At 55.0% G+C, this 23,096-nt stretch carries 21 protein-coding genes; 10 read left to right on the top strand and 11 right to left on the bottom strand.

Features of this window, described 5'->3' with window-relative positions:
* Window positions 1–11 precede the first annotated feature (11 nt).
* Genes ENH71_RS04635 through ENH71_RS04600 form a run of 8 tightly spaced genes read left to right on the top strand, consistent with a single transcriptional unit; the run spans window position 12 to window position 7,057 of the window.
* Window positions 12–710, top strand: coding sequence for a thermostable hemolysin (locus tag ENH71_RS04635; protein ID WP_294130516.1), 699 nt, complete (start codon window positions 12–14; stop codon window positions 708–710).
* Entirely contained in the window at window positions 697–2,154 is a 1,458-nt protein-coding gene (locus tag ENH71_RS04630; protein WP_294130518.1) for an AMP-binding protein, read from the top strand. Before ENH71_RS04635 ends, ENH71_RS04630 begins: the two co-directional genes overlap by 14 nt.
* Complete coding sequence (locus ENH71_RS04625) at window positions 2,141–2,815, top strand: iron-containing redox enzyme family protein (protein ID WP_294130520.1); 675 nt, start codon at window positions 2,141–2,143, stop codon at window positions 2,813–2,815. Before ENH71_RS04630 ends, ENH71_RS04625 begins: the two co-directional genes overlap by 14 nt.
* Window positions 2,799–3,599, top strand: a complete 801-nt coding sequence (locus tag ENH71_RS04620; protein ID WP_294130522.1) for an SDR family oxidoreductase — start codon at window positions 2,799–2,801, stop codon at window positions 3,597–3,599. Before ENH71_RS04625 ends, ENH71_RS04620 begins: the two co-directional genes overlap by 17 nt.
* Window positions 3,599–4,216 carry a tetratricopeptide repeat protein gene (locus ENH71_RS04615; protein WP_294130524.1) on the top strand — a complete coding sequence of 206 codons (618 nt, stop codon included), beginning with the start codon at window positions 3,599–3,601 and terminating at the stop codon, window positions 4,214–4,216. Before ENH71_RS04620 ends, ENH71_RS04615 begins: the two co-directional genes overlap by 1 nt.
* A gap of 18 nt (window positions 4,217–4,234) precedes the next feature.
* Window positions 4,235–4,897 carry a response regulator gene (locus tag ENH71_RS04610; RefSeq protein ID WP_294130526.1) on the top strand — a complete coding sequence of 221 codons (663 nt, stop codon included), beginning with the start codon at window positions 4,235–4,237 and terminating at the stop codon, window positions 4,895–4,897.
* A complete protein-coding gene (locus ENH71_RS04605) occupies window positions 4,894–6,276 on the top strand; it encodes an ATP-binding protein (RefSeq protein ID WP_294130528.1) in 1,383 nt (460 codons plus the stop codon). The genes ENH71_RS04610 and ENH71_RS04605 overlap by 4 nt, the downstream gene beginning before the upstream one ends.
* Window positions 6,277–6,316: 40 nt before the next feature.
* Window positions 6,317–7,057, top strand: a complete 741-nt coding sequence (locus ENH71_RS04600; protein WP_294130530.1) for a cytochrome b/b6 domain-containing protein — start codon at window positions 6,317–6,319, stop codon at window positions 7,055–7,057.
* Between the two features lie 155 nt (window positions 7,058–7,212).
* Here ENH71_RS04600 and ENH71_RS04595 read toward each other — a convergent pair whose 3' ends face one another.
* Genes ENH71_RS04595 through ENH71_RS04580 form a run of 4 tightly spaced genes read right to left on the bottom strand, consistent with a single transcriptional unit; the run spans window position 7,213 to window position 12,954 of the window.
* Window positions 7,213–7,503, bottom strand: a complete 291-nt coding sequence (locus ENH71_RS04595; protein WP_294130531.1) for a DUF3240 family protein — start codon at window positions 7,501–7,503, stop codon at window positions 7,213–7,215.
* On the bottom strand, window positions 7,500–10,595 hold the full coding sequence (locus tag ENH71_RS04590; protein ID WP_294137539.1) for an efflux RND transporter permease subunit: 3,096 nt from the start codon (window positions 10,593–10,595) through the stop codon (window positions 7,500–7,502). Before ENH71_RS04590 ends, ENH71_RS04595 begins: the two co-directional genes overlap by 4 nt.
* Window positions 10,595–11,695: an efflux RND transporter periplasmic adaptor subunit gene (locus ENH71_RS04585; RefSeq protein WP_294132053.1), complete on the bottom strand. Its 1,101-nt coding sequence runs from the start codon at window positions 11,693–11,695 to the stop codon at window positions 10,595–10,597. The genes ENH71_RS04590 and ENH71_RS04585 overlap by 1 nt, the downstream gene beginning before the upstream one ends.
* Entirely contained in the window at window positions 11,692–12,954 is a 1,263-nt protein-coding gene (locus ENH71_RS04580) for a TolC family protein (RefSeq protein WP_294132052.1), read from the bottom strand. Before ENH71_RS04580 ends, ENH71_RS04585 begins: the two co-directional genes overlap by 4 nt.
* 210 nt (window positions 12,955–13,164) lie before the next feature.
* Between ENH71_RS04580 and ENH71_RS04575 the strand changes: the two genes are divergently transcribed.
* A complete protein-coding gene (locus tag ENH71_RS04575; RefSeq protein ID WP_294132050.1) occupies window positions 13,165–13,854 on the top strand; it encodes a response regulator transcription factor in 690 nt (229 codons plus the stop codon).
* A gap of 4 nt (window positions 13,855–13,858) precedes the next feature.
* Window positions 13,859–15,154 carry a sensor histidine kinase gene (locus ENH71_RS04570; RefSeq protein ID WP_294132047.1) on the top strand — a complete coding sequence of 432 codons (1,296 nt, stop codon included), beginning with the start codon at window positions 13,859–13,861 and terminating at the stop codon, window positions 15,152–15,154.
* Window positions 15,155–15,159: 5 nt separating this feature from the next.
* Here the strand turns inward: ENH71_RS04570 and ENH71_RS04565 are convergent, their stop codons facing one another.
* The 7 genes from ENH71_RS04565 to ENH71_RS04535 form a co-directional block, all read right to left on the bottom strand.
* Window positions 15,160–15,459, bottom strand: coding sequence for a chaperone modulator CbpM (locus ENH71_RS04565; protein WP_294132046.1), 300 nt, complete (start codon window positions 15,457–15,459; stop codon window positions 15,160–15,162).
* A gap of 37 nt (window positions 15,460–15,496) precedes the next feature.
* A complete protein-coding gene (cbpA, locus tag ENH71_RS04560; protein WP_294132044.1) occupies window positions 15,497–16,447 on the bottom strand; it encodes a curved DNA-binding protein in 951 nt (316 codons plus the stop codon).
* Window positions 16,448–16,467: 20 nt separating this feature from the next.
* Window positions 16,468–16,971, bottom strand: a complete 504-nt coding sequence (locus ENH71_RS04555; RefSeq protein WP_294132042.1) for a hypothetical protein — start codon at window positions 16,969–16,971, stop codon at window positions 16,468–16,470.
* Window positions 16,972–17,112: 141 nt separating this feature from the next.
* The gene (locus tag ENH71_RS04550) at window positions 17,113–18,000 is read right to left on the bottom strand and encodes a sulfurtransferase (protein ID WP_294132040.1); all 888 of its coding nucleotides are present in this window, start codon (window positions 17,998–18,000) and stop codon (window positions 17,113–17,115) included.
* Window positions 18,001–18,097: 97 nt separating this feature from the next.
* A complete protein-coding gene (locus ENH71_RS04545) occupies window positions 18,098–18,304 on the bottom strand; it encodes a hypothetical protein (RefSeq protein WP_294132038.1) in 207 nt (68 codons plus the stop codon).
* A 104-nt stretch (window positions 18,305–18,408) separates the two neighbouring features.
* Window positions 18,409–19,677, bottom strand: coding sequence for an alkaline phosphatase family protein (locus ENH71_RS04540; RefSeq protein ID WP_294132036.1), 1,269 nt, complete (start codon window positions 19,675–19,677; stop codon window positions 18,409–18,411).
* 13 nt (window positions 19,678–19,690) lie between these two features.
* The gene (locus ENH71_RS04535) at window positions 19,691–22,912 is read right to left on the bottom strand and encodes a TonB-dependent receptor (RefSeq protein WP_294132034.1); all 3,222 of its coding nucleotides are present in this window, start codon (window positions 22,910–22,912) and stop codon (window positions 19,691–19,693) included.
* Window positions 22,913–23,096: the final 184 nt, after the last annotated feature.

Genomic DNA, 23,096 nt, shown 5'->3' with positions numbered 1-23,096 from the left:
GAGGGATTATCATGAGTAAGTTAACGTTTCCCGCCACAGACCAACTGGCGTCATTTGAACAGCAGAACCTGAGTATCCTGATCAGTTATTGCGCAGACGGCAATACTGAGCTGCGGCGCAGGCTCGAACAAAGTGTAGCCGAACACTTTGCAGCCGTATACGGCGCTCACGTCAGTCAGTTTTTGCCTGTGTTGCTGGGACTTGAAAGCAACGGCGAGATTAAGGCTGTTGTTGGTTTGCGACCGACAGGTGATGAGCAGCTGTTTTTACAGCAGTATCTGGACCAGCCCATTGCACGCCTGATTGAAAGCTCAACGACGCTGACCACCTCCGCAGACAGCATCATCGAAGTGGGCAACCTGGTATCGGGCTCTCCCGGCATGGCCAGGCTCCTGATCACGGCGCTGACGCATTATCTGTTTAGCTGCGATTTTGAATGGGTCGCATTCACCGGCACCCCCTTGTTACTGAACAGCTTCTCCCGCCTGACACTGAGCCCTGTTGTGCTGGCCGACGCAGATCCGGCGCGTCTCGAGCACGATGGCAGAGAATGGGGAAGTTATTACACGACCAGACCCAAAGTGATGGCCGGCTATATCCCGGAGGGTTTCCGCCAACTGCAAGCGGCCGGTGTATTCCAACGGTTGAGTTACATGCCCCACTATAACAACGCAAATCATCAGGAGAGCAAGTCTCGTGTCTGCGCCTGAGTTGTTAAACATTGAGCGTTTTCTAAAAGGCCATCATGGCAAAATAGCCATTGAATCCGAACACACACAATACAGCTATCAGAGTATCGCAGATCAGGTTGATTGCCGGGTGGATCAACTCCGGCGCAGCGGTGCCCGCGTGGTTGCCCTTTCCGAGCCGGATACCGTGAATTGGATTGTCTGGGACCTGGCATTGTTGCAGGCGGGTTGTGTCTGTGTGCCGGTGCCACCATTTTTCACCGTCAGCCAGGTCCGTCATTTGCTGCAACAGACAGGTGCCGACACCTGGATAGGCCCTCACCCCGACAGCGAACTACTCAACGAGTTCGGCTTTGCCGCTGGCATGTGTGGCTGGCAACGCAGTACTACTCCCGTCGATATGCCTGCGGAGACGGCAAAGATAACGTTTACATCCGGGACAACAGGCACGCCCAAAGGCGTTTGTCTGTCTGCTGCAGCGATGCTCACGGTAGCAAAAGCACTGACAGACATAACCGCGGATCAATCGTTGAGCCGGTATTTGACACTGTTGCCGCTGGCAGTGCTACTTGAAAATCTGGGTGTGTGGGCGGCCTTTATATCAGGTGCAACCGTCTGCGTTCGCAATATCAATGCACTATCCAATAGCGCCGCAGATCAGCAGGGTCTGCTGCAAGCCATTACAGAATGCAGAGCCAACAGCATGATCCTGGTGCCACAACTGCTGGCAGGACTGCTGCAGGCACAGTCTCATGGTTTTCAGTTGCCCGCGTCGTATCGCTTCATCGCGGTCGGCGGGGGCCGCGTTGGACAACGATTGCTGGACCGCATAAATGAGCTGGCCTGGCCGGTTTATGAAGGTTATGGCCTCTCGGAATGTGCATCGGTGGTTTGTCTCAACAAACCTTCACAGTATCAGCCCGGTAGCGTTGGAACAGCGCTGCCCCACCTGCAGATTTCGATCGCCGGCGATGGCGAAATATTGGTTCATGGTGCCGGTGTACTGGGTTATGTGGGCAGCCCACATTGCCCTGCACAAGCCTGGCCGACCGGCGACCTGGGATTTGTCAAAGACGGCTTTGTATACATAAATGGCCGGAAAAAACACCAGTTTATTACCGCGTTCGGGCGCAATGTCAGTCCCGAATGGGTAGAAGCGGAACTGTGCAGTCAGCCGGAAATAAATCAGGCATTTTTTTACGGCGAGGCCCTGCCGGTTAATACCGCAATCCTGGTACCAGCTACCGATAACAAAAATGCCGTACAACGCGCTGTCGACCGGGTCAACGCCCTGTTGCCGGAATACGCACGGGTTGGTTCATGGGTAGCTGCCAACGAACCATTCAGCGTCGGGAACGAGCAGCTGACTATCAATGGTCGTCTGCGGCGCGAACAAATACTTGATCAGTATCAACAACACTTTCATCAACACGGTTCAGACTGGAGTGCATATGAAGTTTTATGATGAATTACGACAGGCAACAGTTACTGAAAAAAAATATCTGTTCAGCTCCCCTCTCATTCAGGGTGCCTTGCAGGGCAAGGTAGACGTCAGCAGTTACTCTGCGTTCCTGGCACAGGCCTTTCACCATGTCAGTCATACCGTGCCTCTACTGATGGCATGTGGTGCCAGACTACCGGCACGAATGGAATGGTTGCGAGGTGCCATGGCTGAATATATCGAAGAAGAGTACGGCCACCAGGAGTGGATACTGAATGACATCAAGGCCTGTGGTGGAGATGCCGAGGCCGTGCGTCATGGCAGACCGGCGTTAGCCACAGAGCTGATGGTCAGCACCATGTACGACCGTATCAACAGGCTCAACCCGGTCTCCATGCTCGGCATGATATTTGTACTTGAGGGCACCAGCATTGAACTGGCCACCAACGCCGCCAACACGTTGCAGGCAAGTCTCAAGCTGCCGGAAGCTGCTTTCAGCTATTTGAGTTCACATGGCGCCCTTGATCAGGAACATATGAAATTCTACGAGAAACTGGTCAACAGACTAGACGATGACGATGACAAAGCCTGTGTTATCGACACTGCCAGGGTAATCTACACGCTATACGCACAAATGTTCAGAACCCTGCCGGCATCGGGAGAACAATATGCGCTTGCAGGATAGCGTCGTACTTTTGACTGGCGCGACCGGCGGCATGGGCCAGGCGATACTGGCGCAGCTGGTTGCGGCGGGCGCCAGATTAACTGCGGTCGGGCGAGATACTGCCACATTGATTGAACTCGACAAGCGTTATGGTGACTCAATAAGCACCATCACGGCTGACCTTCGGGTACCGGAAGATCGTCAGCGACTGGCCCAGACCATGCAAAGTAAAGTCGGATTCAATCTGTTGATCAATGCGGCTGGTGTCAATGATTTTGCCCTCTTCGAAAATCAGGATGACGAACAGATCTCCGGGATGATCAATATAAACCTGACCGCCACCATGCTGGTAACCAAATCAATGCTACCTCTGCTAAAACAGGCGCCGGAGTCTTGCGTGGTGATGGTAGGCTCGACATTCGGCGCTATCGGCTACCCTGGCTTTGCCAGCTACTGCGCCACCAAATTTGCCTTGAGAGGTTTCTCCGAGGCGTTGCGCCGGGAGCTGGCAGATACGCGTGTCAGTATTCTCTATCTGGCACCACGTGCCACCCTGACAGACATGAATAGTACCGCAGTTGAAGAGATGAATGCCGCCCTGGGCGTGAAGATGGATTCGCCGGAAAAAGTGGCACGCTGCCTGGTTAAGTCTTTGCAGAGAAATCTGTCAGAAGTCCACCTGGGTTACCCCGAGCGGGTATTTATTCGTCTGAATGGATTAATGCCGCAATTGGTCAGCCGTTCTTTGCGCAAGCAGTTGTCCACAATTCGTCAATTTGCAACAACACGAGTGGAGAATCCCTGATGAAAACATTATCGCTTTTGAGTTTGGTATTCGTGCTTGGCGTTAGCAGTGCCGCGTCGGCGGCTGATTACCAGAAACTGCAATCGGATTGGGCGATCGCCAACTATCAGACGGCCAAAGACCAACAGTCTGATGTTTTTGAGGCATTGGCCGCAGAAGCTGAAAAGATGGTGAACGAAAATCCTGACAGCGCCGAAACCCACATCTGGTATGGCATTATCCTGAGTACGTGGGCAGGCGTGGATGGTGGCTTGAGCGCGTTATCGCGCGTAAAGCAGGCACGTTCGCAACTGGAGGTCGCGCTGGATCTGGATCCGGACGCACTACAGGGATCCGTATACACCAGCCTGGGCGCATTGTACTATCAGGTTCCCTCCTGGCCAATTGCGTTTGGCAACAAAAAGGAAGCCGAGAAGCTGCTGCGCAAGGCGCTGGAGATAAACCCTGATGGTATCGACAGCAACTACTTCATGGGCGATTATCTGTTCAATCAGGAGCGGTTTGACGAGGCACGCGCAAGCCTGCAGAAAGCCCTTGCTGCGCCACCCAGGCCAGGACGCGAATTGGCTGACAGCGGACGCCGGCTCGAAATTGAGACATTGCTGTCAAAAATGTAACCGCACAGGAGCACTGCCATGCGCGTATTGCTGGTAGAAGATCATGAATCCCTGGCCAAAGGCATTCTTACCGCTCTGCGCTCTGAATCATACACAATGGACTGGTTGCAGGACGGTAAAAGTGCACTGCATGCGACCAGCAGCGAAAGTTTTGATCTGGTCATTCTTGACCTTGGGCTGCCCAAAATGGATGGCCTGGCAGTCCTGCGCGCGATGCGTGATCGCCGCCAGCAGACGCCGGTACTGATTCTGACATCCAGGGATGGTGTACAGGACCGAATCGCAGGACTTGACGCCGGTGCCGATGACTATCTGATCAAACCTTTTGACACCGATGAACTAAAGGCGCGCTTGCGCGCGCTGTTGCGACGCAGCGCCGGACGCGCAGCACCCAAAATCGAATTACGCGGGGTTACCCTCAACCCCGGAAATCAGCAGGTTGGCTACCTTGACAGGATTGTAGCGCTGTCGCGCATGGAGTACGTGTTGTTACACGAACTCTTGTCACAACCTGACCGGGTACTCACACGGGATCAGCTTGAACAGTCATTATACGGCTGGTCAGATGAAGTGGACAGCAATACCCTGGAAGTTCATATCCATCACCTACGAAAAAAACTGTGCCCAGAACTTATCAGAACGCTCCGTGGCGTAGGTTACATGATTGAGAGTAACGTATGAGCTCTATTCGTAAACGTATCATTATCAGGGTGATGGGACTGCTTGTGCTCGGCTCAGTCATGCTGGGTTTATTCAGCTACCTGGATGCCGCACACGAGGTTGAAGAGTTATTCGATGCGCAACTGGCGCAAAGCGCGCGCGTCCTCGCCGGCCTGCTGAGTGAACCCATGGCACAGCTTGACCATGATGTATTGGCACGAATGCTGGTGGAATCAACAGCGGACCATCCGGCGATCGGACACCCTTACGAAGCCAAAGTTGCCTACTGGGTAAAAGATGCAAGAGGACAGCTGACTGCGGGTTCGTTTTCCGCTCCAGAGTTTCCGTTGATTGACTGGAGCCCCGGGTTTGCAACACTTGCACAGCCGGACAATGACTGGCGTACCTACGTGCTGACGTTGCCTGATTCAGGCCTGTCTATTTGGGTAGGAGAGCGCACTGACATTCGTGGCGAGACCGTTAGCCGAATCGTGCTCGGTACGATCGTGCCAGATCTCATCGGGATACCGTTGATGCTATTGTTGGTGTGGGCTGCCATAGGCTCCGGGCTTAAACCGCTGGATAGACTGGCGCAGCAGATCCGCTCTCGCGACCCCGACAGTCTGGTGCCAATCACGGAACCTGATCTGCCGCAGGAAGTCGCACCCATGCAGGCCGCCATTAACCGGCTGTTGCTGCAGGTTAAACAATTACTCACGCGTGAACAACGCTTTATCGCCGACGCCGCGCATGAGCTACGTACACCGTTAGCAGTGATGAAGGTGCATCTGGACAACGCCAGGAACGAAGTCAACCCAGAGCAAACCCACGAATCCCTGGAACATCTGCACAAAGCGGTCGAACGCACATCGCGACTTGTATCACAGATGTTAGAGTTGGCCCGCCTGTCCGACGCTGCTATCACTCATAAAACCGCTATCAATATCCTGGAAGAAACCCGCAGCGCGATCTCCGATATTATGCCGCTGGCCTTGCAAAGACATCAGTCACTCGAAGTTGAGGCACCTGCGCCAGGCATCAGCGAACAGGCATTTGAACCAGGCTCGTTCAAGACCCTGCTACAGAATCTGGTAGGCAACGCTATTACTCACACAGATGAAGGCACGCGCATCATTGTCAGCATCATGATCCGGGAGCACGTTTGGTGTTTATGCGTAGATGATTCCGGCGCCGGCGTGTCAGAAGAAGACCGAGCGTTGCTTGCCGAACGCTTCTTTTCCAGTGGCGATACCCATGGCTCAGGACTGGGTCTGTCTATCGCCAAACGCATTGTGGAGCGACATCAGGGAACCCTGGTATTGGACACCAGCCGCCTCGGCGGCCTGCAGGTACGCGTATGCTTCCCGTTGAACATATTTCATACAAGCGACACAAAATAAAGTCAAACTGACCAGCAAAGCAATACGGAGAGTAACTAACATGACCAACGAAAACGAACTATACGAAGTAAAAGTCTGGGACCGTTCCATTAGAATATTTCATTGGGTGAACGTCCTGTGTGTCCTGGCCCTGATGACAATCGGCTCAGCCATTCTGTATGCGGATTTCCTGGGCATCAGCGGCGACGGAAAAATCACGCTGAAGATTATGCATGCTTACGTTGGCTATGTATTTGCATTCAATTTGATCTGGCGTCTGGTATGGGGGTTCATTGGCAGCCGCTTCTCGCGTTGGGGATCCGTTGTTCCCTTCGGACGCGGATATGTTGGCGAGTTAAAAGACTGGCTTTACGGAATACGTAACGGCCAGGCACCTGTATACCGGGGGCATAACCCCGCAGCCCGCTTGATGCTGCTGGCATTGTACATGTTATTGGTGGGCCAGATGTGCACCGGCCTCGTGCTGGCCGGCACTGATTTATACTTCCCTCCGTTTGGTCATGAGTTTGCCGAGTGGGCGACCGGTGCAGGAGAAGATCACAGCCAGTTGATTGGCCTGGTTCCGGGTAACAAGGAGTTGCTGGATCCGGAGGGTTATGCCGCCATGCGTCAGTTTCGCGAGCCCTTTATCGCCATTCATAAAATTATTTTCTGGCTTATGCTGGGCGCAATCTTTCTGCATGTAGCGGCTGTCGTTTATGACGAAATACGTCATCGTAACGGACTTGTCTCTGCCATGATTACCGGCAAAAAGGTTTTGCGAAAACCGTCAAAAGATTAAATCAACAGGCTCTTCTACACAGCATTTAATGCGGGGCTTAAGTTAAGGGGCTTATCTTCAGGAGGCTGTTAATTGCCTGAAGATAGCCCCTTGATCGTTTTCCTGCGTCTGCGGTGACAGCTTCATGCCTCTGGCGGCATGCGCAGATAACGGGCTCAGGTGTGGCCGATGCCACTGACCGGCAAATGCCAGTACGCAATGTCTTTGCCCACGTTATCTGTCAGCCCGGAAACCACCCGCTCGACAAGCGCCTCATCAACAATGATTTCGAACTGTACCCGTTGCCGGCGCCCGCTGACCTGCTCGGTCACGGTCAACCGTTCACCACCGCCGTGCCCCTGCGCGGTAAACGACGTAAATCCTTTTACCTCCTCCAGAGCCAACAGGTAGTCAACCATATCGTCTTCCAGTGCAGGCGGAATATTCAGTACCAGTAAATTTTTCATACGGGCTCTCCTGCAACCGTCGCGTTGTGTTCATTTTTGTGAAAGTGTCGGTAAACGATTGGCAGTAAAAACAGGGTCAACAGCGTGGAACTGATCAAACCACCGATCACCACAATGGCCAACGGCTTCTGGATCTCCGAGCCGGGGCCCGTTGCCAGCAACAGTGGTACCAGACCGATTGCACAAATCGAGGCAGTCATCATGACCGGACGTAGCCGGCGCAATGCTCCTTCAAATGCAACGTCAGCCGCAGGCATACCCTTGTCCGCCAGATGATTGAAGTGCGACATCATGACCACGCCATTGAGCACAGCAATGCCAAGCAACGCAATGAACCCCACTGACGCAGGTACTGACAGGAATTCCCCGGTCAACCACAGGGCGAGCAGTCCACCGGTCATGGCAAATGGAATATTGGACAGGATAATGACGGCCTGCTTAAGCGAGTGAAAGGTCATGAACAACACCAGTGCAATCATCAGCAGTGCTACAGGTACCACGAGTGCCAGGCGCGCTGCCGCCCGCTGCTGATTTTCAAATTCACCGCCCCACTCCAGCGTATACCCTTCCGGCAGCTCCAGTTGCTGTGCTATGACCTGTCGCGCCTCATCGACAAACCCCACCAGATCCCGTTCTTCCACATTGGTCCGTATTACGGCAAAACGTTGCCCGTCTTCCCGATTAATCGTCACCGGACCTTCCACACGGGCAATAGTCGCAACACTGGACAACGGCACAAATCCTCCGTCCGGCAGACTGATCAGATTGTTACGCATGGCGGCGTCACCATCCCCCATGATCTTGTCAAAGCGGATCATCAATGGCACACGGGCACCATCCTCTATGACAGTCCCCACATCCAGACCCTCAATTTGTGCACGCAGTCGACGCTGCAACTGGTCGGCGTCCAGGCCCAGTTCCCCGGCACGGATGCGGTCAACAGTAATCTGCAGATATTGCGCGCCCTCGTTCAGCGTCGCCGTGGTATCAACGGCCCCGGGGATTGTTGCCACCGTGTCAGATATGCGTTGTGCATAGTTGTTCAGTGCATCCAGGTCGGTTCCAAACAGTTTAATGGCGACATCACCGCGAGAGCCGGTCAACATCTCGGAGACACGCATATCAATGGGCATGGTGAAGCCGTAATTGATACCACGATATCGATCCATGACGGTACGCAGGTTCTGCTCGAGCCCTGCCTTGGATCCGGCTTGCCAGTCGCTGGCAGGTTTCAGGTGCAGGAACATGTCGACTTCATTAAGACCCATCGGGTCCATACCGATCTCATCGGAGCCAGTCCGTGATACCAGGCGTTGAATCTCCGGTATCTCGGCCAGCAAGGCTTTTTCTACCTCGGTAACCATCCTTGTTGAGGTTTCCAGATTGATCGACGGGATCAATTCCATCTGTATGATCATGTCACCTTCATCCATGGTCGGCATAAAGGTTTTACCGACCAGAGGGAAGATGGCAACGGTGGCGACCAGCAAAGCGGATGCAAGCCCGATCACATAGATCGGTTTGGCCAGCGCCTTTGACAGTAACGGCGTATACACACGCAACAGATTCCTGGCCAGCCACGGTTCATCGTGCTCAGCCCTGGTTATCAGATAGGACGCAACCACGGGAATAACCGTGAGTGACAAAATCAGCGAAGCGATCAGCGCAAACACAATAGTCATGGTCACCGGCCCAAACAGCTTGCCTTCCAGACCTTCCAGTGACAACAGTGGCAGGAATACAATGATAATAATCAGGATGCCGGAAGTAACCGGCACCGCAACAGATTTCACGGCACGAAAAATCACGTGTAATCTTGGCAGCCGGTTCTGCCCGCCATGATGACTCATAGTCGCGACAATGTTTTCTACTACCACAATGGCGGAATCAACCAGAATTCCGATGGCGATCACCAGCCCCCCCAGGCTCATCAGGTTGGCAGTCATGGAGACGCTGTTCATCAACAGGAATGTAACCAACGCCGAGAATGGCAGAATCATCGCGGCGGTGACTGCAGCGCGGATATTACCCAGAAACAGCACCAGCAGAATGACCACCAGCGCCACCGCTTCCAGCAACGCTTTGGTGACAGTATTCACCGCGCCGGCAATCAGGATACTGCGGTCATAGAACACATCAAAATACGTGCCCTCTGGCAGAGTGGCTTCAATCTCTGCCATTTTGGCCTTGGCGCCGTTAACAACGTCCCGGGCATTGGCACCGGTCATGCCAATCACCAATGCCTGTACGGCTTCGCCGGTGCCGTCGGCGGTCACGGAACCATACCGCTCCATGGTGCCGCTGGTCACGGTCGCGAGCTGCGACAGCGGCACGGGTTGTCCGTCGCTGTCCATGACACGAATGTCGCGAATATCCTGCAGACTGCCAATGGCGCCTGATACACGAACCAACAGCGCTTCTTCACCCTGATCAATCCGACCGGCACCATCATTCTTGTTGCTGGTCTGCAGGGCGGAAATCAACTGTTCGTGGATGACATTCAGTCTCGCCATGGCAGCGGCATCAGGTATCACTTCATAGGTGCGCACATAACCGCCCAGCGCATTGACATCGGCAACACCCGGTACTGTGCGCAGCGCCGGTCTGATGGTCCAGTCCACCAGGAAACGCTTTTCCTCCAGCGTCATGGTGTCGCTTTCGACGGTAAACATGAACATGTCACCCAGCGGCGTGCTCATCGGCGCCAGTCCGCCGCTGATATCGCCGGGAAGATCGCCCCAGACATTATTCAGGCGTTCAGCCACCTGCTGCCGTGCCCAGTAAATGTCAGTGCCTTCTTCGAAATCCAGCGTAATGGAACTGAGTGCGTATTTGGATATGGAGCGCAGTATGGTTTTGCGCGGAATACCTAACAGTTCCACCTCCACCGGTTGCGTGATCAGGGCCTCCACCTCTTCCGGTGTCATGCCAGGCGCCTTGATGATGATCTTGACCTGTGTTGGTGAAATGTCCGGAAAAGCATCAATGGGCAGCTGAAACAGCGCACTCATGCCAAACCCTGCCACCAGAAGCGCCAACAGCCCTGTCAGCAGGCGCTGACTCAGTGATAATTGAACCAGTTGGGACAGCATTATTGTGTACCTCCCAGTCCCAGCTGAATACCTTTCAGTACGGCAGCGCCCTGGATCACGATCTCCTCGCCCGCGCTGATACCGCTGGCGGCCAGGTAGTTGCGCCCCATGGTCTCTAACGCCAGGGTGCGAGACTCCACCCCCCCCGGACGACGAACATAAACGGTCGTGTCTGCACCGTTAAACACCACGGCGCTGGACGGGATGCGGATGCCCCCGTTCGCCGGCGGCAAAATCAGCGTCAGCGTCTGCCCGGGAACCCAGTTGCTGGCGCCGGCAAACTGAGCCAGCACGCTGATGGTCTGTGATCGAGGGTCTATCTGTTGATCAACCTGGCGCAGTGTCAGCTCTGTGCCCTGCTCAACAACACGCAAACTTTGACCCGGGCTCAATTCACCAACCAGATAGGCTGGCACTTGCGCGCTCAGCCAGGGCAGATCATCATCGGCGGTGACGGCCACGGCGCTGCCATCGGCGATGTAGTCACCTGCTTGCACAAGACGACGAACAATCCGCCCGGTCTGTCCAGCTCGCAGGGTGTATGTCCCCGTCGCCTGTTGCGAGCCGACCAGAGTGTCAATATCTGCGGCGGCAATGCCTGCGCTGAGCAGGCGTTGCCTGATGGATGACACAGTGACAATCGCCTGCTGGTGCTGGCGGCGGGTCTCGGTCAGCCGGGCTTCAGCAATCACGCCAGCATCAAACAGATTCTGGTCCCGACGCAGCACCGCTTCGGCGCTCTCCTGCGCGATCGTCGCCCTGAGCAATTCCTGCTGGGTTGTCAGCAGCTCCTCACTGCGCAAAGTAGCGATTCGTGTGCCGGTGGTTATGCTGTCTCCGGGCGCAACATGCCATTGACTGAGGACACCTTCAAACCAACTGTGCACAGTATTGCTCGCCTCAGGTGAGGCAATGACCGTGGCAGGCACCCGCTCACCGTCAGTATTGCCAACGGGGCTTGCAGGCGCGAACAGTATTGCCAGCTCGCGCATTTCACTGTCTGACAAAGAGATCACTTCCTGAGCGGAAATCGCAGTGGCGGTGGCCATTAACACTAACGCTGAACAAATATTCAGCAGACGGGTGGATGCTGCTTTCATGGCAGGACTCCGAAAATCTGGTTGTATTGAGAGATGAGGTGGTGTTGCTGTTGCTGAAGCTGGTTGAATTCGTAGTCGGCGTTGCGGGCCTGTTGCATGGCCCTGACCACATAGGTCATGTCCACTTCACCATTGATAAAAGCAGTTTCAGCCATCTGCATCTGGCGCTGGCTCAGGTCGCGGTCGCGCTCGCTCAATGGCAAGGTCTGCGCCAGCGTGTGTAGTTGATGTTCGATCTCATGCATTTGTTGCGTCAATTCCCGCATCTGACTTATCAGAGCAACCTCCGCTGCAGTCCGGTTAGCGCGCGCCTCACTGGTACTGGCATTGACCACGCGCCTACTGTTGAGCGGAATGGAAACACTGACACCAACGCTTTCCACGTAAGGCTGAGCAAAAGCACCCCGCTCGCGGCGGACGCCAAACTGCACGGCTGGACTACCTTTAGCCTGACGCTCGGCGCTCAGAATGGTTGCTTCGCTGATATTCAGATCGGCTTGCAGCAACTGTATCTGCGGATGACTGCTGCTGATTTCCTCAGCCCCGCTCTGTTGCTCCTGATGTGCCTGGGCAGGCCGCGTAGTCAGCCCGCCGGTCAATATCTGATATTCGCGCTCGGCGTCCACCACCATTGCGTCAGCTTCCAGTACCTGTTTGTCAGCAGCGAGCAGCAGGCTTTCGACCTGAAGCACGTCCATCTCAGCGGCACTGCCTGCCTGTTGCAATTGTCGTGTCATGTCCAGCAGACGGCTGGCATCCTGTTGCGCCTGCATCGCGCTTGCCATGACCAGGTCGGCCTGCTCCAATTCAGCCAGTGACTCACGCACGCGACCGGCAATCATTAACTGGTACCATGACTGCCATGCCTGATTACGTTGATCGTAGGCGGATCCTCGCTGCAATGCATCGCGACGCTCACCAGGGCGCCATAACTGCACCTGCACGCCAGCTTCCAGCTCACGCTGGCCAACATCACTGAGCAGAGAGTCGTTAATAACACTGGCTTCCAATGATGGGGCACCAACAATCCAGCGTTGCCCCAACGTGCGATATGCCAATGCCTGATCAGCGGCTGACGCTGTCAGCATTTTTTCCGGGGCGGCGTCCAGTGCAGATTGCATCACGGTGTGCACATCCACCTGCTCACTGCGGGCAAGCGGTTCGTGATCGATGCCCAATGCCTGAGTAGTAATGGCTAACGCCACGGCGGCAGCGATACAGGGTTTCAGCCATGTTGCTGACAGAACAGAGTGTTTCAAACCGTCACTCCTTGCATAGTGGATAATGAAAGTAGCGCCAGTGTACGCAGGCAAATGTCGAAATTTTGTCGACAGGCTTTGTCGATCAGCCATTTCTATGATCTGGATCAAAGAGTGATGGCAAAAGTTTTCATTACCGGCAAAGGAATTGACAAATTTTTCGCAACAACCGTGGCAGAATGCAAACATGCCAATATCAGGATTACGCAGATGAGAATACTGATCGTAGAGGACAATCGGGATATCGCAGAAAACATTGCCGATTATCTTGAGCCCTTGGGGCACACGCTCGACTTCGCAGTGACCGGTCCGGGTGGACTGCAGCTGGCCACCAGCAATAGCTACGATGTCATTGTGCTGGATGTAATGTTGCCAGGTATGGATGGCCTGTCCATCTGTCGTGCATTGCGCGAACGTGGAGAAACCTCAACGCCGGTGCTGATGCTGACTGCACGCGACCAGCTGGATGACAAGCTTATGGGGTTCGCTGCGGGTGCCGATGACTATCTGGTCAAACCATTCTCCATCAAGGAACTGGAAGCGCGACTCAAAGCGCTGGTTAATCGTCATGAACGTCACGGCACATCAGACACATTGCAAGTTGGCACATTGCACTTTGACCTGGGCACCTTGCGCGCCGAGCGCGACGGAGTGTCACTGGAACTGAATCCGGTCCAGCGCAAACTGCTGGAGGTGCTAATGCGAAATTCGCACCGGGTGGTGACCCGGGATGAGCTGGAGCGTGAAGTCTGGGGCGAGGACCCTCCTGACAGCGATATTCTCAGAACACATATCTATGCCTTACGCAACGCGATTGACAAACCTTTTGCTGACAAACTTCTGCAAACTGTCCACGGCACCGGCTACCGGTTAACCGAGCCTGAAGATTCCAGGAACTAACATCATGCATACCACTACTACAATTGTCTCTGATCGTTCGCTCAGCCTGCGTTCGCGATTAATTCTTGCCATCGTGGTACTGGTCACACTGATCAGCAGTGTGTTTGTCATCGCCATATGGGAAATAAAAGTCCGTCTGGAAGCCGTCGCTTTTGGCCACATGGTTGAGGAACAATTAACCCTGATGATGGCAGCACCTGAAGGGCCGGCTTCCCTGGATATGCGATTGCTGCCCGACTGGGCGCTGTATACCGGTGATGCATTGACAGGCATGCCCGCGACTTTTGCACAGCTGCCACCTGGCTCTCATCATAGCGTGCGGGTGGACGACAATTATTATCAGGTTGAGGTCAGCACTCAAAGCGAAACACCTGCTGTTCTGACCTACGACATTACCGAGTGGGAGAACCAGGAGCATCGGGTATTGCTTCTAATGGTTCTCGGTATTGCCCTGATGCTGATGATAACGCTGGTCTCGGCAGTCAAGGCATCGGCAGCGGTATTGACGCCACTGCGGCAGCTGACGGAACGCATTGCCGGGGTTCAACCTCAGCAACGAGGCATTCGTCTAAGTGCTGAATTTACCGGTAACGAAGTCGGCCGTATCGCACAGGCGTTTGATGCCTACCTGGAGCGGCTGGATGGATTTGTAGCGCGCGAGAAATATTTCACTACAGCAGCCAGCCATGAGCTGCGCACGCCATTATCTGTGGTGACCGGCGCCATTGAAGTGCTGGAGTCACAGTCGACACTGATACGCGGCGATGCCGCTGCCGGACGTGCCATCAACCGCATCAAACGGGCCTGTCATGACATGCTGGGATTTATTGAAGTCAGCCTGTTGCTGTCAAGAGAGGAGGCCCGGCCGCTTCAGTCTGCCTCTGCAACACCGGTGAAACCACTGGTGGAGCATCTGATTGACGAGCTGCAGCCTCAGCTTGCGGAGCGGAACACACGGGTAACTGTTGCCGCCGAGGCTCCATTGCAACTGGACGAATCCGAAAGCCTTATCCAGATCGTGATCAGTAACCTGTTACGCAACGCTGTAGAGCACACCGTTAATGGGGAAATTACCGTGCGAATCAAACAGGATGCGCTTGAGGTCAGTGATAGCGGCGAAGGTATTCCGACAGAAAATATGGAACGTGTGTTTGAGAACAGCTTCAGCACAAAAGCACAGGGCACCGGGCTTGGTCTGAATCTTGTACAACGACTGTGTGAACGCCTGAGCTGGCAAATCGAGCTGCAAAGTGAACCGGGCCGGGGAACGCGGGTGCAAATCACTTTCCATCCACGTTGAGGCTGTCAGGACTGATGTGAGTCAAAACGCTGCAGGCGCCGCAGCAAGGCTTCATTTTCGGTTTTCAGGCGATCCCTGTGCTCCAGCAACTCAATCACCAGCGCGATGCCTTGCCAATTCAATTCCAGATCCTCTCGCAGGCGCCGCGCGCGCTGCACAATGCACAGGCACTGGTCGTCGAACCGCCATAACTCTGGCCTGTCTCCTTGCGGCTCCACGATGCCATGATCAACGATATCGATCACCGTCTCCCGACTCAGGCCGGTGCTGCTACAGACTTCCTGCAAGGTGATGTGAATGTCCATGTGAATCAACTCCAGTGCTTACCGACCGTAAGAAGATCTACGCACTATTGCGTGGATCAAAACCGGCCTGTTGCTCAGCCAGTTGTTGCCAAAGTTTTTTCGTTGGCTCGTCCGCCGAGGGCGGCATCACCACTTTAAGTACCGCGAACAGGTCGCCAGTGCCGGACTTCATCGGCAGTCCCCGGCCCTTGATGCGCAAACGCTGCCCGGACTGACTGTTGGGCGGAATAGTCAGCTGAATCTTGCCCTGCAACGTGGGCACGGTGATTTTACCACCCAGCGCCGCTTCCCAGGGTGCCAGTGGCACGGTGGTGAGCAGGTTATGGGCTTCGACATCAAACAGCGGATGCGGCACCAGTCTTACCCGCAAGTACAGATCACCGGCAGGCCCCTCACCCAGGCCCGGTGCACCCTGCCCCTTCAGGCGAATACGTTCGCCATCTGCCACACCTTGGGGAATCCTGACATTCAGGGTTTTGGTGATGTCTTGCAGACGTTGCCCGTTCGCGTCGTAATGCGGCAAGGCATATTTTATCTGCTTGGACTCTTCCGCCAGGGTATCTTCCAGAAAGATCGGCATTTCTACTTCGATGTCACGACCACGGCTACGGAATCCGGACGCATCATCGAAACCGGAGGCGCGTCGGCCGCGCTCACCAAAAACGGATGAAAAGAAGTCAGAAAAATCCTGTTCGTTGTAGCTGCCGCCCTGGCTACCAGTGAAACTACCTGCGCCACCAAAACCGCTGGCACCCGGACCCTGCTGGCGGCCACCATGCTTGCGGATTTCGTCATACTCAGCGCGTTTTTTTTCATCACCGAGCACTTCATAGGCCTCTGCCACTTCCTTGAAGCGCTCGGCAGCATCGGTTTCCGAACTGACATCGGGGTGAAATTTACGCGCAAGTTTGCGGTAGGCAGTCTTGATTGCCTTCAGGTCGGCGTCAGTTGCGACATCCAGAGTCTTGTAATAATCCTTGAAATCCATGGTGCCAGATAAACCCGATATTACTGCACAGACACCGACGGTGGTTCCGGTAGTTCACCGAACATATCCATGGTCGGAAGGTCCGGCTTGAACGCCATATGACAGGCTTCACAGCTTGCCACCAGGTCATCACCGGCGCGTCGAATCAGGGTCTGGTCCTGGGCGCGCGCGGACCGGACCGCGTGCCGGCCAGCCTCACTCATCTGGGCTGCATATTGGTTCCAGGCCGGATCAGCGACCCATTCGTCGTCCATGGGGCCGTTGCCGGGAATTTGCAACAAAGCGCCGCCCACCTGAATCTGGTAAGCTTGGCGTTCTACTTCGCGCCACTCTTCGTCAGTTTGCGGTTCATCCCAGTCGGCGCGCCAGATTGGGTTGGCAGCATCGTTTACGAGTGCAACCATGACTTCGTTTAAACTGATGGGCAGGCGAGCCTGCGCGCCGTCTGAATCAGAATCACTGGAACAGGCTGCCAACGTTGCGACAGCGGCGATCGTAAGCATTGTTGTCTTGATTGAGCGCATGTGAAATCCCTCCTGGTTACCGCGAATGAATACCCGCGGCACGTACGTTTGATAACACTTACCTGACCCGTATCCTACCCTCAGGCCCGCCCTGCAACATGATCCTGATCAATGTTCAGCAACTTGATCAAACAATAAAAATCAGTTGTCTGCCGGTTCATTCACCATCGGGCGCTCGGGGTCCATCGCCCATTCGGTGATACTCTCGGCATACAGTCGGGTATTGTCATACCCGCCAAGTTCACTGATGGCGAACCAGTCAATCGAACCCAGATGACCGGTATTGCAGAAAGTCACAGTCAAAGGGGCATCTCGCGCAATGGCGCTATCCAGCATCGCGCTCAACTCGTCTCCTGTCTTCATGCGGTTGCCATCAAACATAGCGGTAAAGCTCAGGTTGGTGGCACCCGGCAACGTGCCTGCACGCGCCGCTGAAGCCTGCTCACCGGCAAAATAGGGCTGCGGACGGGCGTCGACAATCTGCGCATCACCCTCGGCAACCAGGGTTTCCATTTGTGCCGTGGTGGTCTGGTAGGCGCCGTTCCATTGGGGCTGAAAATCTGTGGCACTGACCGCAACTGTGTCGGTAGTGACCGGCAGTTCAGCAGCCTGCCAGGCGGCAAAACCACCGTTCAGGATCGCGAGTGTGTCAACGCCAAGCGACTTCATTGTCCAGTACACCCGGGTGGCGGCGCCCATATCGACGGCACCACTGCCACCATGCACCAACACAAGTGGCGTATTTGCATCAATACCCAGCTCCTGCACAATACGCGTCAGCTCTGACAACGCAGGCAACTGGCCGGCATTCTCCTGTGGCCCGCGGAATTGTGCATAAGGCGCAGACACAGCGCCCGGAATATGGCCTTCGTCATAGTTGCCGGTCAGGTGCAACACGCGTATTTCGTGTTCACCGGCAAGCAAGTCAGACAACTGGGCTGGTTCCAGCAGCGGCGCCCAGCCTTGCGGAGCTGCCACAGCAAAAATGGGAGACAGGACAAGCAGTAACAGTAGCGACATTCGCTTCATATCAGAACACTCCAGATTCAATATTCGGTCTACAGCACAACCTACACAATAGTCCCAATCTGCCCTGATGTGCAATTCCTGCGCATAACCCGGATCATCAGGAGTCTTCCTGGCGCGCGACTTCTTTTCGGGCGCCAACGCCAGCGGCCCAAAGTGCGATCGCGACAATGACGCCGACCGAGGCACCATAAACAGTACTGTTCATCGCCAGGCCGAAACCCAGCCCGGTGCTCAGACCCACGCCGATAGCGATGCCGATATTGCCGCGACGTCGGCGGATTTTCTTTTCTGTCCTGGATTCCATGGCGCTCTCCTTGTATTGGGGTTTACCTGTTGTAACAACCCTGTGCGATGAATACAAGGAGAGGTGCGAGCGTGCTCAGTCCCGTGATTGTGATTTGACCCGGGTCAATCAGGGCGGAACAGTGTTCCGATGCGGCGAGCGCTGCCGTCATTGTCGGCGGGAACGATGCCCAGCGTGCGGCTGAGGATACCGTAGATGTCGACTACGTGCAGAGGTTCCACGGTCACGCCTTGCCGGAAGGCAGGACCACTGGCGATCAGCGCGGCATGCATATCGCGATGCTGTGGCGAGAAACCATGGGTAGCACGCGGTCCGCGAAATTCGATGCCGCGTTTGGATAGCAGCCAGCCATTGTCAGGCACAATCAGCAGGTCAGGTCCACGGTCCGGATGCGACAGACGAAACCAGTCCGGGAACTGCGATTTTCGATACACCTGCATTTTCGGATGCGCCAGGGCCAACGCCTGATACACATTCTCCACGCTGACGTCCTCGCCGTGAAACGCTGCAAATACAGCATTGCCCTGCCGTTCACCGCTAAGCTGCGGACTATGCAGCGAAGAAAAATCGACGTAGTCATCGAGATAGATGATGCGATCGGCAGACAGGTCCGTCATACCATGATCACCAACAATCACGATATTCATCTGTGTCAGCAATCCACGTGATTCCAGACCTTGCAGCAAATGCGCCAGTTCTGCATCTACATCAGCCACCGCCTGGCGCTCTTCGGCGCTATCGACACCCGCGCCATGGCTGGCGGAGTCAATGGCTTCAAAGTACAGACTGATAAACCCCGGTCGTTCCGGTTCGGGCAAATCCAGCCAGTCAAACACCTGCTGCACACGGGCCGCATTCGACACGCTGCCATCAAACTGGCGCCAATAGCTGGGTCGGGTACCTGCCACCGGGGCCGCTGATCCTACCCAGAACATGGTTGCCGCGCGAACGCCCTGCTGCTCCGCTGTTACCCAAATGGGTTCACCCTGGAACCAGCGCGCATCGTTCTGATCACTCATGCGGAAGGTTGTATTGATCTCCGGGGCATAAGTGGTGTTATCCATGACACCGTTGTTTTCCGGATACAGGCCGGTCGCGATGGCATAGAAGTTGGGAAAGGTCTTGGATGGCAGCACCGGAATAAGGCCCTGCGCCCGCACCCCCTGATCCGCCAAACGCTGCAGAGTGGGTGCCGGATGTCGATCAATGATATCCCAGCGCAGTCCATCCAGGCCGATCAAAAGCGTGATGGGCTGGTTGTCAGGCTGGTCGGCGGCTGACGCCTGAGGCGACAATCCGGATATGCCGGCGCTGAGCGCCAGCACGATGGCAAGCACCCGGATTTTCATCCGGGTGTGCCAAACGTTGTACATGCAGATCTTCAGGTCAGAATTCAAACTGTATGCCCAGGCGCACTTGCCACAGAGATTGTGTCTCCTGCAGATCACTGACGCTCTTTGCGTTGAAACGCTCGAATACGTACTGGCCCTGATCATTAAGAGACTGGGTCACTACATCGGGCGAGAAGAACTGGGCATCGTACTGATGACCCCACTCGTCATTGATCATGTTTAACAGATTGTACACTTTGACGTAAACCCGTGCATTGGCGCCATCAAAGAACGCCGGCAGCTCCTGATCCAGGCGCAAATCCATACGCGAGGTCCAGCGCGAGTAAACATCATTTCGCGTCTGGAAACCCTGGCTTAGACCGTTGGCATCAACAAAGTCGGAAAATGCGGCAACATCAAAGTTCGGCCCCACAACAACGTTCTGATCATTGGGACCCGGCACGTACAGCAAGTGACGACGGTTACCGCTGTTGCTGCCTTCCAGTCCACGGCTACTCATGACATAGCTTTGTGGTTGACCCTTGGCCCGGAACCACTGCATGGTGGCACGCGTTTCGTAACCGGGCAGGAACTCACGACCATAACTGACCCGAGCCGTGAACCGGTGCGGGGTTTCATAGTTGGACGTGCCCGCTTGCGGGCTGTTGATATCATTCAGCGCCAGGTTGGTGAAGTTCGAGCCGGCTACTGAAGAGGTCATCGGGCTGAGATCTTCCGCCTGCGTATAGGCATATCCAAAGGTCCAGTCCAGACCCCAGTCATAGGTCTGGCGCGCCAACAAGGACAGGGAATGGCTCTTCGGAGACTCACTGGAGTTGGTCAGCATGTAGTTGCTCTGGCCACGCACGTTTGAGTAGATTGGCTGACCCGCAGCTGTGGTGCCCACAACGTCCTGTGCGACATCGACATAGAATGCAGGGTTATTTGCCACTGAGTACAGATAGTCGCCTTCAAGCGTTGTCCCTGTTGGTAGGGTGTACGTGGCACCCAAGGCAAATTTCCACTCTGAAGGTTGCTCGTAATCCGGATCGATCAGCACCAGGAAGCTGTTGGAGGCGCTGGCGGCGGTAGTTGCAGCCACTTCGTCTCTCATGGCCTGCGGCACATCGTAACCGGGCCGCTGGCTGCCACTGAGAACGTAGTCATCAAACACCGACAGGCTGCCGTTGTTGCGATCACGTACCTGCACATTGGATAAACCATCATTGCTCCAGGCATTGGAAAGCCAGACGTTGGGGTTACCACCGGAATACAGACCCAGGCCGCCACGCACCGTCAGATCATCTGCAGCCTCCCAGGTAAAGCCCAGGCGCGGCATCAACAGATCAAGACCATCGACATTGGCGTCATTACGCAGACCACCGTTAAGATCAGTAAAGGCCTGGTTGAAACTGGGGCGATCATCGCTGGTGAACCAGTCATAACGCAGCCCGGCAACCAGTGTCAGAGCATAATCGTCCAGACGAAATTCGTCCTGAACATACAGGGTGTTCAACACATTGCTGAAACTGGCGGCAGCATCGGCCGGGTTGTTGGTGCCACCACCACTGCCGTAGTAAATATCCGTAGGAATGCCCAATTCAAAATGATCAATACCGGTCAGACCACAGGCCGGGTCTGCCTGCCGGCCCAGAGCCGTTAACGAATCGCAGGCTGCCGGGTTGTTGGCCGACAGGTCTTCAAAACGATATTCACCACCACGAGCGTGCTGCAGGAACTGGTTAAACACAAACAAGTCGTCGCGCTCATAACCCACGGTCACCACGTGATCATTCCACAGGTATTCCGCAGAGAGCTTCATGAAATCGGATTCAGTGGCAAGGCTGTTGGCCTGACGGGAATCATCAGCACCCAGATACACAGTGTTGCTGCCCATGCGGATCTGCATTTCGGCAAAGTCTTTCGGGCCTACCGTGACCTGAGAATCATCCATGGTATTGCGACTGATAAACAGGTCGGTTGACAGCGCGCTGTTCCATTGTGAGGACAGCTTGAATGTCATCGTTTCGGATTCAGAGCCTTTGCGGTAAAAGTGATTGGCGAATTCGAATTCGTTGCTGTCAGAGTCCGATGCGCGATCTTCGATACCATCATAGAAGTTGTAAATCACGGTCGCATCGTGCTGCTCGCTGATATTCCAGTCCAGACGCAACATGTATTTTTCTTCGGTCTGGGCGCCATCAGACGGCATGCCGCCCGCGTCATACGCATAAGCGTTGCTGGCGATATTGCTGATGCGATTAAAGTCTGACTGGCTCAGCCAGGGGCGTTCCACGCCGTTGCCGGACCCGGCGAAGCCCGCGGCAATAAACTCGGGCGTTTCAGTTTCTTCGTAGGCACCAAAAATAAACAGCCGGTCACGTAGCAATGGGCCACCGAGGCTGAACCCGCGCTTTTCTTCTTTGTAGTCCGGGCTGATGAATTTCGACTCGTCACCGTTTACGGTCAATGAATCGCCGCGCATATCCTGATTGTTGTATTCATAAAATGCTGTGCCGGTAAAGTCATTACCACCGGACTTGGTCACAGCATTGATGTTACAGGCAGTAAAGCCACCATAGGTGACATCAAACGGGGCCAGCTCTACCGCAACCTGGGCAACCGCTTCAAACGGGAAAGGCATACCGGTGGCCGTGGAGTAACCGTTGCTGTTCAGGCCGAAGCGGTCATTCTGGCTAACGCCATCAAGACTCACGCTGTTGTAACGCGGGTGTTTACCAACACAGTTAATGGCGGAATCACTATCAAGGTTCAGACGCGGATCGTAAATGAATACATCCTTGATGTCGCGATCAAAGGCGACGGAGGTTTCCAGGTCGAAGGTGGAGTATGTTGCCGCCGGGCCTGAGGCCACGTCAACGATAGTGCCGGAACGGCCCAACACCACAATTTCTTCCACCGGGGCAGTATTCATGTCGATGGAAACGTTGTATATGTCCCCAAGCGCAATCGAGTCGATGACAACAGAGCGGCCATTGGCAGTGACCCGGTAGGGGCCGCCTACAGACAGGTTGGTGGCATAGAAAGCGCCAGAGTCGTTGGTCTGCAGGGTGCGAGTGGCGCCGGTACGGGTGTCTTCAATGACAATGGTGGTGTTGGCTTGTGGGGAGCCATCCGTGCCATTGATTCGACCACGAATAGCCGAGGTCATGTCTTGTGCGAATGTGGGTGCCGACAGGCCAATGCCCAGGCCAAGAGCCAGCAGAACCGAGCTGGCCAGCGCCTTTTTCTTTAGATTTTTTGTAGATGAATACATACTCGCTCCCATGCAGAGTGATGACTAAGGGGGCCACTTTAGGGGATGTATGCGACAGTATGGTGAAGGATTCGTGGCAGTGCTGTGACGATGATGGGGAGGTCTGTCACAAACATGGTGTAAGTTGAGGCCATCAAAAGAAGTTGCCGTGACCGAACACAACACCGTATCTCATCATCAGAGT

This window comes from Pseudohongiella sp. (assembly GCF_011050365.1).
In the GTDB taxonomy this organism is placed as follows: Bacteria; Pseudomonadota; Gammaproteobacteria; order Pseudomonadales; family Pseudohongiellaceae; genus Pseudohongiella.
Note: the sequence above shows the minus strand (reverse complement) of the source record. Positions and strands in the feature narration are given on the sequence as shown.